The sequence below is a fragment of the Sphingomonas faeni genome, from assembly GCF_040407505.1.
Taxonomy (GTDB): Bacteria; Pseudomonadota; Alphaproteobacteria; order Sphingomonadales; family Sphingomonadaceae; genus Sphingomonas; species Sphingomonas faeni_E.
The window spans coordinates 705,363-716,346 of sequence record NZ_JAPZPQ010000001.1 but is presented as its reverse complement, the minus strand read 5'-3'; the positions used below and the strand labels follow the sequence as shown (position 1 = coordinate 716,346).

12 protein-coding genes and 1 other annotated feature are annotated in these 10,984 nt (G+C 65.6%); of the genes, 10 read left to right on the top strand and 2 right to left on the bottom strand.

Annotated elements, in window-relative coordinates; translation table 11 throughout:
* Nucleotides 1-271: 271 nt before the first annotated feature.
* From O6X71_RS03380 to O6X71_RS03335, 10 genes are all read left to right on the top strand, one after another.
* Nucleotides 272-1,465 (top strand): DUF2252 family protein, encoded by a 1,194-nt coding sequence (locus O6X71_RS03380; RefSeq protein ID WP_353464434.1) that lies wholly within the window; start codon nucleotides 272-274, stop codon nucleotides 1,463-1,465.
* A gap of 117 nt (nucleotides 1,466-1,582) precedes the next feature.
* Nucleotides 1,583-2,290, top strand: a complete 708-nt coding sequence (locus O6X71_RS03375; protein ID WP_056058673.1) for a response regulator transcription factor — start codon at nucleotides 1,583-1,585, stop codon at nucleotides 2,288-2,290.
* A complete protein-coding gene (locus O6X71_RS03370; RefSeq protein ID WP_353464433.1) occupies nucleotides 2,259-3,842 on the top strand; it encodes a sensor histidine kinase in 1,584 nt (527 codons plus the stop codon). Before O6X71_RS03375 ends, O6X71_RS03370 begins: the two co-directional genes overlap by 32 nt.
* 9 nt (nucleotides 3,843-3,851) lie before the next feature.
* A complete protein-coding gene (locus O6X71_RS03365; RefSeq protein ID WP_353464432.1) occupies nucleotides 3,852-4,283 on the top strand; it encodes an HPr kinase/phosphorylase in 432 nt (143 codons plus the stop codon).
* 10 nt (nucleotides 4,284-4,293) lie between these two features.
* Nucleotides 4,294-5,208, top strand: coding sequence for an RNase adapter RapZ (rapZ, locus tag O6X71_RS03360; protein ID WP_353464431.1), 915 nt, complete (start codon nucleotides 4,294-4,296; stop codon nucleotides 5,206-5,208).
* Nucleotides 5,209-5,223: 15 nt separating this feature from the next.
* Nucleotides 5,224-5,631, top strand: a complete 408-nt coding sequence (locus tag O6X71_RS03355) for a PTS sugar transporter subunit IIA (RefSeq protein ID WP_056058662.1) — start codon at nucleotides 5,224-5,226, stop codon at nucleotides 5,629-5,631.
* Entirely contained in the window at nucleotides 5,628-5,903 is a 276-nt protein-coding gene (locus O6X71_RS03350) for an HPr family phosphocarrier protein (protein WP_353464430.1), read from the top strand. Before O6X71_RS03355 ends, O6X71_RS03350 begins: the two co-directional genes overlap by 4 nt.
* Before the next feature lie 106 nt (nucleotides 5,904-6,009).
* Nucleotides 6,010-6,825 carry a TrmH family RNA methyltransferase gene (locus O6X71_RS03345; protein WP_353464429.1) on the top strand — a complete coding sequence of 272 codons (816 nt, stop codon included), beginning with the start codon at nucleotides 6,010-6,012 and terminating at the stop codon, nucleotides 6,823-6,825.
* Nucleotides 6,826-6,953: 128 nt separating this feature from the next.
* Nucleotides 6,954-8,417 (top strand): L,D-transpeptidase family protein, encoded by a 1,464-nt coding sequence (locus tag O6X71_RS03340; RefSeq protein WP_353464428.1) that lies wholly within the window; start codon nucleotides 6,954-6,956, stop codon nucleotides 8,415-8,417.
* An 11-nt stretch (nucleotides 8,418-8,428) separates the two neighbouring features.
* Nucleotides 8,429-8,773, top strand: a complete 345-nt coding sequence (locus O6X71_RS03335) for a hypothetical protein (RefSeq protein ID WP_353464427.1) — start codon at nucleotides 8,429-8,431, stop codon at nucleotides 8,771-8,773.
* Between the two features lie 72 nt (nucleotides 8,774-8,845).
* On the opposite strand, the gene O6X71_RS03330 is transcribed toward O6X71_RS03335, so the two are convergent.
* Together O6X71_RS03330 and O6X71_RS03325 are read right to left on the bottom strand one after the other, a co-directional pair.
* Nucleotides 8,846-10,318 carry a SulP family inorganic anion transporter gene (locus O6X71_RS03330; RefSeq protein ID WP_353464426.1) on the bottom strand — a complete coding sequence of 491 codons (1,473 nt, stop codon included), beginning with the start codon at nucleotides 10,316-10,318 and terminating at the stop codon, nucleotides 8,846-8,848.
* 71 nt (nucleotides 10,319-10,389) lie between these two features.
* Nucleotides 10,390-10,445: a sequence feature (sul1 is cis-regulatory element that is thought to sense ions involved in sulfur or methionine metabolism; They are found in Alphaproteobacteria), on the bottom strand.
* Nucleotides 10,446-10,519: 74 nt separating this feature from the next.
* On the bottom strand, nucleotides 10,520-10,963 hold the full coding sequence (locus O6X71_RS03325; protein WP_353464425.1) for a DUF488 domain-containing protein: 444 nt from the start codon (nucleotides 10,961-10,963) through the stop codon (nucleotides 10,520-10,522).
* Nucleotides 10,964-10,984: the final 21 nt, after the last annotated feature.

The following is a 10,984-nucleotide window of genomic DNA, read 5'->3' as shown; positions in this document are numbered from 1 at the left end:
AATATAGAGCAAAGCCCGCATGCTAGCGGTGATCGTGCGTGTTCGGAACGCTTGCGCCATCGACGCCCGCGGCGAGCAGAGCCTAACGCATGCGATCATGGCAACGTAGATCAGTGAGAAAAAGCCGAGGTCCGGGGTCGGCGTGCTGAACGAGTAGGGTGAACGGACGTTTGGATCTTCAACGCTACAACATGGCTCTCCGGTATGATCGACTGACGTACGTCGATGATGAACGTCGGCGTGCCTTTCCGTCGTGGCGAAAAGGAACGACATGACGAAACCGACACTGGCCGAACGGCCTGCGATCCTCGCCGCCAAGCGACAGCTCAAGATGGCAAGATCGACCCATGCGTATGTCAGAGGCAACACGGCGAAATTCTACGAATGGCTCGATGAGTCGCCGGCGTCGCGTCGCGTTCCGCAAGGGCCTGCAATCTGGATCTGCGGCGACTGCCATCTCGGCAATCTTGGTCCGATCAACGACGGCGGCGGACGGATCGCGATCCAGATTCGTGATCTGGACCAAGCTGTCATCGGCAACCCGGCGCACGATCTGATCCGCCTCGGCCTGTCGCTCGCAACCGCGGCCCGCGGCTCTGACCTGCCGGGCGTGACGACGGCGCACATGATCGAAGAGATGGTGAGCGGCTATGCCAGTGCGATGGTCGATCCGGCGAGTGACGATGCGGGTCCCGAACCCCACGCGGTTCGCAGTGTAAAGCGCCGGGCATTGGGACGGCGCTGGCGTCACCTCGCCAAGGAGCGGTTCGCCAGCCGCGAACCGATGATCCCACTCGGCGACAAGTTCTGGCCGCTGGACCAGGCCGAACGCGACGCTCTCGCCGCGCTGGTCACGGAGCCGGACGTCGCCGCTCTGGTCCTTTCGCTCGACGAAAAGGACCGGGATCGAACCGTGAGGCTGGTCGACGCAGCCTATTGGATGAAGGGGTGCAGTTCGCTTGGGCTGTTACGCTTTGCAGCGCTGGTCGGGCTGAAGAACGCGAAGGGGCGATCGGATTATGCGCTGATCGACCTGAAGGAAGCGACCACTTCGATTGCGCCTGCGGCGAAAGGTGCGAAGATGCCGGTCGATCAGGCGGCACGGGTGGTCGAGGCCGCGCGGGCGCTGTCTCCCCATCTCGGTAGTCGCATGGTGGCGGCGCGGGCTCTCGATCGTTCGGTATTCGTCCGCGAACTGTCGCCACAGGATCTGAAGCTGGAGGTCGAGCAGTTCAGCGCGGGACAGGCCGTCAAAGCGGCACGGTATCTCGCCTTCGTCGTCGGCAAGGCGCATGCGCGTCAGATGGATGCGGACACGCGCCACGGCTGGGCCAAAGTCCTGGATGCGGACCGCCGCGGCGCCATCGACGCGCCGAACTGGCTGTGGGAAAGCGTCGTTTCCCTCGCGGGCAGTCATGAAGCGGGATATCTCGATCACTGTCGCCGATACGCCTTGAGTGTCTGACGATGCCGTAACCTCGGTCGAATACGGGCGGGCGGGGCGGGCCGATACGGTCTTAGTTGAGTGGCGGCGCGGTTTGGCCTACGCCCGCATGCCAACGACCGAGGCAAACGACCCCAGATGACGGCAACGATCGCGCTGGTCGACGACGACCGCAACATCCTGACATCTGTGTCGATCGCGCTGCAGACCGAGGGCTTCGTCACGCGCGTCTATTCGGACGGCGAGACGGCGTTGAAGGCGCTGACCGACAACCCGCCCGATCTCGCGGTGTTCGACATCAAGATGCCGCGGATGGATGGGCTCGAACTGCTGCGGCGGCTGCGCGAGAAGAGCCAGATCCCGGTGATCTTCCTGACCAGCAAGGACGACGAGCTCGACGAGGCGCTCGGGCTCGCGATGGGCGCGGACGACTATATCGCCAAGCCGTTCTCGCAGCGGCTGCTGATCGCCCGCATCCGTGCGATCCTGCGCCGTACCGAGCTGACGCAGTCGCCGGGTACCGAGACCGAGGCGGAAGCCGCCGGGCCGCTCGATCGCGGGCGTCTGAGCATGGATCCGGCGCGGCATCGCACGCTGTGGGGCGGCGAGCCGGTGACGCTGACGGTTACCGAGTTCATGATCCTCGAGACGCTCGCGCAGCGGCCCGGCATCGTGAAGACGCGCAACCAGTTGATGGATGCGGCGTACCAGGACGATATCTATGTCGACGACCGGACCATCGACAGCCACATAAAACGACTTCGCCGCAAGTTCCGGCAGGTCGACCCAGCCTTCGACGCGATCGAGACATTATATGGTGCCGGGTATCGATTTTCTGAGGAATGAGCTGGGCGTCGACGGCCGCGACCTCACGCTGCGGTGGTCGGGACAGATTTCGCTCACGCGGCGTATCCTGGCCGTCAACATCTTCGCTCTGCTGCTGCTTGCGGGCGGGTTCTTCTATCTCGATTCGTATCGCAGCCGGGTGGTCGACAACCGGGTTGCGCAGACGGCGCGCGAAGCACGGCTGATCGGCGAGGCGATTGCCGCGGTCGATCCGGCGTTGCGCGATCCGCTGGTACTGCGGCTTGCCCGCGATACGGGGTCACGGATTCGGCTGTTCGATGCGGCAGGGCGCACGATCGCCGACAGTCGCGCTCTGGGCTTGCGCAACTTCGTGCTGATGGATCCGGACAAGGAAGACTGGGACCAGACGATCGCCCGTTTTCTCGACGCGTCGATCGACGTGATCGTAATGGCGCCCCGCCCGCCGCTCTACCGCGAGCGCAGCGGTACGCAGCAATGGCCCGACGTGAGCGCAGTCCGCGGCCGCAGCGCCGTCTCCACGACGGTCTGGCGCGCGCCCGACCGCACGCCCGTGCTGACCGCCGCCGCGCCGCTCCGCGCTGGCGGGGTCGTGATGACAACGGTCAATGCGCGGGACATTACCAAGACGGTGCGGATCGAGCGGTTCCGGCTCAGCATGGTGCTGCTCGGCGTGTCGATCGTCTCGGTCCTGCTGTCGCTGTTCCTCGCCCGCACGATCGTCCGTCCGCTTCGTCGTCTCGCCCGGGCGGCGGTGCGAGTCAGGTTAGGTCGTGCACGTGAAGTCGTCGTGCCGCGCCTCCCCTCGCGCCGTGACGAACTCGGCATGCTCGCGCGCGCGCTTTCGGACATGAGTCTCGCACTCCGCGCTCGCATCGACGCGACCGAGGCATTCGCCGCCGACGTTACGCACGAGATGAAGAACCCCCTCGCCTCGCTTCGGTCCGCGGTGGAGGGATTGTCGCGCGTGAAAGACCCGGCGCTTCAGGCGCAGTTGCTTGCGATCGTCCGCGACGACGTGCACCGGCTCGACCGGCTACTCTCGGATATCTCCGAAGCCTCGCGACTCGATGCCCAGCTCAGCCGTGCGAAGTTCGAGCCTGTCGATATCGCCGCGATGATCGACGGGCTGGTCGCGCAACGCGACGCGCGTGGGGTCGAGCGCGGCATCCGCCTCCGGTTCGATCGTAACCCGGACGACCGCTTGATTATCCTGGGCGAAGGCGCGCGGCTCGAACGCGTGTTCGAGAACCTCATCGACAACGCGCTTTCCTTCTCGCCCAACGCCGGCCTGATCGCGATCTCCGCAATCCGCGAGGGCGAAGACCTCGTCATCCGGGTCGAGGACGAAGGTCCCGGCGTGCCAGAGGAGGCGCGCGAGGACGTGTTCAAGCGCTTCCACTCGGTCCGCCCCGACAGCGAGACGTTCGGCCAGCATTCCGGACTGGGCCTCGCGATCGCGCGCACGATCGTCGACGGCCACCAGGGCGCGATCTTCGTCGAAGCGCGCGAGGACAGGCTCGATGGCGCGCGGTTCGTGGTAAGGCTACCGCTTGCCGACATGCCGGAGTAAGGGAGCGTCGTGATCGCCACCCAATCCGACAGGCTCCACGCCACGACGGTCGCGATCGACGGCGTCGCGGTGATGATCGAAGGCGTTTCCGGCTCCGGCAAATCCGACCTCGCGCTACGTCTGATCGACCGCGGTGCGACCCTCGTCAGCGATGACCAGACGCTGGTGGTCCGCTCGGGTGAGATCTTGCTCGCGCGCGCACCGACGACGATCGTCGGCCGCATCGAGGTGCGCGGGATCGGCATTATCGCCGTGCCGTATGTCGGGGACGTTCCGGTCGGTCTGGTCGTCCGTGTCGACAGCCCGGTCGAACGCATGCCCGAACGTCGGCTGCGAACGATCGTCGGCATCGATGTTCGCCAGGTCGCGGTCGATCCGTTCGAAGCCTCCGCCCCGATCAAGATCGAACTCGCAGTGCGCAATCCGGAGCCTTTAGAATGATGCATTCACGATGACCCGGCCCAAGGACATCTTGCTCGTCACCGGCATGTCGGGCGCGGGCAAGTCGACCGTGCTCAAGACGCTGGAGGATCTCGGCTGGGAGGTGGTCGACAACCTGCCGCTACTGCTGCTCGACCGGTTGCTGGAAACGCCGCTTCCCGAAGGATCGACTGCCGATTCGCAGCCGCTCGCGATAGGTATCGGCGCCCGCACGCGCGACTTCGATCCCGAACGGATCGTCAGCCGCATCCGCGATCTCCGCGACCAGCATGGGCTCGAGGTCGGAATGCTTTTCCTCGACTGCTCGGGTGCCGAACTCGAACGCCGCTATTCCGAGACTCGCCGTCGCCACCCGCTGGCGCTGGACCGTCCCGCGAACGACGGGATCAGCCGTGAACGCGAACTGCTCGCGCCCTTGCGCGATTGGGCGAACCGCCTGATCGACACCACCGACATGACCGCCAACGAACTCGCGCAACAGATCCGTGCTAGCTTTGCAGGCGGTGAGCGCGGCGAGCCTACGCTGTCGATCCGATCGTTCGGTTTCGCACGCGGCCTGCTCCGTAACGCCGACCTCGTGTTCGACATGCGCTTCCTCCGCAATCCGCACTGGGACCCGGAGTTGCGCCCCGGCACCGGTCTCGACGCCGACGTCTCCGCCTACATCATGGACGATTCCGCCTACGAAGCTGCGGTGAGTCGGATCGAGGAGCTGCTGATTCTGTTGCTCCCGCGCTACAGGGCGGAAGGCAAGTCGTATGTCACGGTCGCGTTCGGGTGTACCGGAGGGAGACACCGGTCGGTCCACGTCGCTGACCGCGTGGCGCGACGGTTGCGCGACGCGGGATTTTCGCCCAGTATCGCGCACCGCGACCTGGGGGCCGCTCCACAAGATGCGCTCGAAGGATCACCGGTCGTCTTATGAGTATGAAACGCTGACATGATCGGCCTTGTTCTGGTAACGCACGGTCGATTGGCCGAGGAATTCGTTCGCGCGATGATCCACGTCGTCGGCCCGCAGGAACGCGTCGCGCCGATCGCGATCGGTCCCGACGACGACATGGAGGAGCGTCGCGCGGATATCGCCGCCGCGATCCAGGCGGTCGATGTCGGGCGCGGCGTGATCGTGCTGACCGACCTGTTCGGGGGCACCCCTTCCAATCTCGCCATCTCGCTAATGGAACGCGGCCGGATCGAGGTGATCGCGGGGATGAACCTGCCGATGCTGATCCGGCTGGGCTCGGCGCGCAAGTCCATGACGGTCGTTGCGGCGGTTGCTGCGGCGCGCGAGGCCGGGCGCAAATACATTTCGGTAGCCTCCGAGGTTCTCGGCGAGGCAGCCGCGTGAGCGAGGTCTCGCGCACGGTCCAGATCACCAACCGTCGTGGGCTCCACGCGCGCGCGAGTGCCAAGTTCGTGACGCTGGCATCGTCGCACCCGGTCGAGGTCAGCGTGACCAAGGACGGGTCGGATCACGTCACCGGCACGTCGATCATGGGATTGATGATGCTAGGTGCTGCCAGGGGCGACGCGATCACGATCAGCGCGAGCGGCGATGGCGCGGAGCATACGGTGGCCGCGCTCGCCGAACTGGTCGAGGCGAAGTTCGGCGAGGATTGACCGTCTTTCTCCCCTCCCGCTTGCGGGAGGGGTCGGGGGAGGGCATGAGCGACGGCGTGTTTACAAACCCCTCCCCCACCCCTCCCGCAAGCGGAAGGGGCGCTAGATGCCCCGCGAGATAACCGCCTTTTCGAACCCGCTGATCAAGTATGTCCGCGACTTGCGCGACAAGCGGCATCGGCGTGCGGCCAAGCAGTTCCTCGCCGAGGGACTGCGCATCCTTACCGAGGCGCGCGAGACAGGACGCCTGCCCCGTACTCTATTCTACGCGGCGGCAAGCGCGAACCATCCGCTGGTCCACGCGCTGTCGATGGACGTCGAGGATGCCGGTGGTGATTCGATCCAGACCACGCCGGACATTCTTTCGAAGCTGTCGGGCAAGGATAACCCGCAGGCGGTCGTCGGTGTTTTCGACGAGTTCGACGCGACGCTCGAAGACCTCGATCGCACCACCTCCGGCATCTGGCTGGTCGCCGAACGGCTGCGCGATCCGGGCAATCTCGGCACGATCCTGCGCACCGGCGATGCCGTCGGCGCGGGCGGGCTGATCCTGATCGGTGAGTCGGTCGATCCGTTCTCGGTCGAGGCGGTCCGCGCGAGCATGGGCGCGCTGTTCACGATCCCCGTCGTGAAGACCGAGTGGGAGCCGTTCCAGGCCTGGCTTCGGAGCGGACCCGGCCAGCTCGTGGGTCTCAGCCTCGATACCGAAACGGATTACCGGGCGGCGACCTATACCGGCCCGACCTTCCTGCTGACCGGCAACGAAGCGCAGGGCATGCCGCCCGAGATGGCCGAGGCGTGCGACGTGCTGGTCAAGATCCCGATGCTCGGCAAGGCAGACAGCCTCAATGCCGCCGTTGCGACCGCCGTGATGGCCTACGAAGTGCTCGCCCGGCAGGAAAATGCCGCTCCCTTGGCCTGAACCGTTAATTTTGCCCGATTGGCGATGCTTAGCGAGTCCGGTTCAGCTAAGGGAGAGCTACGTCGTGCGAAAGCATCGACCGGATACAAGACAGGACGATTATGGCTCGCGGTTTCGATGATGGACGAATGAAGACCGGCGTGATCCGGTCGGTGCTCGCGGCAACACCGCTGTTGATGGCAACCGCGTCGTTCGCGCAGGTTACGCCGCCACCGGTCGTCCCGACCGCGCCCGCCGCCATGCCGACGCCGACGCTCGCGCCGCCGGTAATCACCGTGCCGCCGCTGAGCGACGCGCAGGCCGCGCTGCTCGACAGACTGCTCAATGGCGACATCGTCGCGCAGGGCCTGAAGTCGGCCGCAACCGCGTCGACTACCGCGCCGAGCAAGGACGAACTGGTCCGCGCTGCACTCGATCATGCGCGCGCGGTGCATGCCGGGCGGCTGAACGAAGCCGACTTCCAGAAGGATTGGGGCCTGCGTCCGCCGGCCTATGACCCGACACCTGCCTTTGCCGACGCCGTGCGGCTCGACCGGATCGCGGCGTGGTTCGCATCATTGCCACCGCCTTATGCAGGGTATGACGGCCTGCGGAAGGGCCTCCAGAATTATCGTTCGATCGCGTCTGCGGGCGGCTGGGCACCGCTTGCCTCCGGTCCCGACTTCACGATCGGCGCGACCGGTCCTCGCGTGATCGCGCTGCGTAAGCGTCTCGTGGCGGAGGACAAGGACGTTGCAACGAGCGGCGACCGGTTCGACGCGCCGCTGGTGGAAGCGGTACGCCGCGCGCAGCGTCGCTATGGCCTCAACCCGAGCGGGATCGTCTCGACGCAGACCCTCGCCGCGCTCAATGTCACCGCAGGCGACCGCGTACGCCAGATCATGGCGAACATGGAGCGCTGGCGCTGGCTGCCGCAGGACCTGCCGCGCGATCGTATCCAGGTGAATATCGCCGCGGCCGTGCTGACGGTGTTCGACGGCGATACGCCCGTGCAGTCGATGCGCGCGGTGACGGGCCGGCCCGGGGACGAGACGCCGATGCTGTCCTCGACGATCCACAGCATCGTCATCAATCCGCCGTGGAACGTCCCGACGTCGATCGCGACGAAGGAGCTGTGGCCGAAGGAGCGGGCCAACCCGGGCTATTTCAAGCGCAACGGCATCAAGGTGATCGACGGTACGCGGCTGCAGCAGCAGGCTGGCGACCAGAGCGCGCTGGGGCGGTTCAAGTTCGATTTTGCCAACGACTATTCGGTCTATCTCCACGATACGCCCAGCCGTGCGAAGTTCGCAAGCTTCAGCCGGCTTGCGAGCCACGGCTGCGTTCGCCTTGAAAAGCCTGCCGAACTTGCCGACCTGCTGCTCAAGGGCGATCCGTCATGGACACCCGAGATGGTCGTCGCCGCGGTCGCCAAGGGTGACACGGTCCGTGCCCGCCTGACCAAGCCTGTGTCGGTGTATTTGCTCTACTGGACCGCATTTGCCAGCGGCAACGGCCAGATGAACTTCCGCGCCGACCCTTATAACTGGGACGGCACCCTCGCTTCCAAGATCGAGGCGCGCACCGCACGCCAGACGATCGCCGCTCGTTGAGAGGACCATACATGACGATTTCCATCCGCACGCGTACCGCCATTGCCGGCGGCCTGCTTGCCGCAATGGCCATGGCCGGCTGCTCACGCTCGGAGCCCGACCAGCCGCCGACCGATACCAACATGGTCGAAGATACCGGCGTGACCGAGTCCGAAGCAGCGCCGACGCCCGCTCCGGCACCGGTCGAGACGGCACCGGTCGAGGCTCCCCCGACGGTGAACGCGGTCGAGCCGGAACGCGAACCGCCAGTCGCGCCCGACGAGCAGATGCGCGACGATGCCGATGCGACAGGCATGACCGCTCGCGTGACGCGCGACGAAGCGCCGGTCGAGAACGACACCGTCCCTCAGCAGTAGGCAAAACCGTTCTACAACATAGATTTGGCAGCGCTACTTCGGTAGCGCTGCCAATTTTGTATCTGCCAGACGTTAGTCGAGCAGCAGGGGCGCGTGGCGATCGACCAGCGTCTCGCTCGCCGTATTGAGCCCGACGACTTCGACCATCGTGCCGTGACGCCGCAGCTTGGCCACCACGTCTTCCAGCGCGGCGACGGCGGTGACATCCCAAAGATGCGCGCGCGTCAGGTCGATCCGCACTGCGCGTGCAGTCTCGCGAAGATCGAAGCGGTCCGCGAAGATATCGGCGCTAGCGAAGAACACCTGACCGCCGACACGGTAGATTCGCGTGTCGCTGGCCGTGTCGTGCTCGACCGTGATGTCCATCAGCCGCGTGACCTTCCATGCGAAGAACACGCCGCTGAGCAGCACGCCGACACCGACGCCCAATGACAGGTCGTGCGTCGCGACGGTGACGATCACGGTCGCGGCCATCACCACGCTCGACATCTTGGGATGCCGCGCAAGTTCGCGGATCGAGCCCCAGGAGAAGGTGCTGATCGACACCATGATCATGATCGCGACCAGCGCCGCGACCGGCACCTGCGCCACCCACGGCCTCAGCGGCACCATGACCACGAGCAGGAACACGCCTGCGACCAGCGTCGACAGCCGCCCTCGCCCGCCATAGCGGACGTTCCCGACGGTCTGCCCGATCATCCCGCACCCGGCGATCCCACCGAACGCACCCGCGGCGATGTTGGCGAGCCCGAGCCCGGTGCACTCGCGCGCCTTCGAACTGGTGGTTTCCGTCAGGTCGTCGACTACGCTCGCCGTCATCATCGACTCCAGTAACCCGACGGCGGCCATCGCCAACGCATAGGGAGCAACGATCCGCAGCATGTCCCAGTTGAACGGCACGTCGGGCATCCCGAACGACGGCAGCGTGGAGGGCAGCTTGCCGAGATCGCCGACCGTCTTGAGGGGCATCGGCACCCACATCGCGATCGCGGTCAGCACGACGATGCAGATCAGCGGCGACGGGATGGCGTTCGAGATGCGCGGCATGAGGTAGATGATCGCGAGACCACCGGCGATCATCGCATAGGCCTGCCAACTGACGCCGACCATCTGCGGCACCTGCGCGGAGAAGATCAGGATCGCGAGCGCATTGACGAATCCGGTGCGGACCGACTTCGAGACGAACCGCATCAGCACGTCGAGCTTGGCGAGCCCGAACGCGATCTGGAGTGCACCTGCGAGCATCGTCGCGACCAGCAGGAATTGTAGGCCATGGGCGTAGACCAAGGCGGCCGCGACGAGCGCAACGGAGCCGGCCGCGCCGGAGATCATCGCGGGGCGCCCGCCCGCAAAGGCGATGACGATGCCGATCACGAACGACGCGAACAAGCCGACTTCGGGATCGATTCCGGCGACGAACGAGAAGGCGATGACCTCGGGGATCAACGCGAAGGTGCCGACCATGCCGGCGAGCACATCGCGGCGTGCGGCGGTCGGGCCGCTGAACCATTCGGCGCGGTAACGGGAAAGAGATAAGGATGTCATGGATGTATCCGCATAGGACGCACGAACCGCGGCGCTGTCTTGGCAGGCGGTTCACTTCAGAGGCGTCGTTGCGTTGTCCGGCGGATCGGCGGCCGGAATAGCCACCCGGAATTGCACCGGGTCCAGGGCGAATGGGTGGTCGTTAGCGGCGCGTGAGGCTGAAAGCAACGTTCGGTCCAGAAACGCTGCCCTTCATCCAGATTACGTGTACAAATCCTCGACTTCCGTCCCCTCACCTACGGCGCGCAGCAGCAGCGTCCGGTGGCAATGACAAGGATCCCGCTCATAACACAGCAGCGCGCTCGGCTTCTCGGCCGCCAGCCCGAGCATGATCGCTGCCGCCGCCTGCGCCTCGGGAAGCTCGAGCTGTTCGTCATACACCGCGGTCAGCGTCGCGACGTCGCCCTTCTTGGCCGCATCGCGCCCACGCTTCGGCGTTCCCAGAGCCTTCAGGTGCACGTAATCGATCTCGACCTCGCGCAGCGACGCGGCGAGCGAGGTCTTCGAAAACCCTGGTCGCCGCGACAGCGGGAGAGCGCGGACGTCGATCACCCGCTTCACCCCCGCCGCCTTTAAGGCCGCGAGGAAATCGGCCATCGTCGTGGCTTCATAGCCGATCGTGAAGATCTTCGTCGGGTCCGTCATGCAGGCGAAGTGGTATTGCGG

Excerpts from the sequence above, each read along its gene's own strand:
- O6X71_RS03380 (WP_353464434.1), top strand. The coding sequence starts at position 272 with ATGACGAAACCGACACTGGCCGAACGGCCTGCGATCCTCGCCGCCAAG.
- O6X71_RS03375 (WP_056058673.1), top strand. The coding sequence starts at position 1,583 with ATGACGGCAACGATCGCGCTGGTCGACGACGACCGCAACATCCTGACA.
- O6X71_RS03370 (WP_353464433.1), top strand. The coding sequence starts at position 2,259 with ATGGTGCCGGGTATCGATTTTCTGAGGAATGAGCTGGGCGTCGACGGC.
- rapZ (WP_353464431.1), top strand. The coding sequence starts at position 4,294 with ATGACCCGGCCCAAGGACATCTTGCTCGTCACCGGCATGTCGGGCGCG.
- O6X71_RS03355 (WP_056058662.1), top strand. The coding sequence starts at position 5,224 with ATGATCGGCCTTGTTCTGGTAACGCACGGTCGATTGGCCGAGGAATTC.
- O6X71_RS03345 (WP_353464429.1), top strand. The coding sequence starts at position 6,010 with ATGCCCCGCGAGATAACCGCCTTTTCGAACCCGCTGATCAAGTATGTC.
- O6X71_RS03340 (WP_353464428.1), top strand. The coding sequence starts at position 6,954 with ATGAAGACCGGCGTGATCCGGTCGGTGCTCGCGGCAACACCGCTGTTG.
- O6X71_RS03335 (WP_353464427.1), top strand. The coding sequence starts at position 8,429 with ATGACGATTTCCATCCGCACGCGTACCGCCATTGCCGGCGGCCTGCTT.
- O6X71_RS03330 (WP_353464426.1), bottom strand. The coding sequence starts at position 10,318 with ATGACATCCTTATCTCTTTCCCGTTACCGCGCCGAATGGTTCAGCGGC.
- O6X71_RS03325 (WP_353464425.1), bottom strand. The coding sequence starts at position 10,963 with ATGACGGACCCGACGAAGATCTTCACGATCGGCTATGAAGCCACGACG.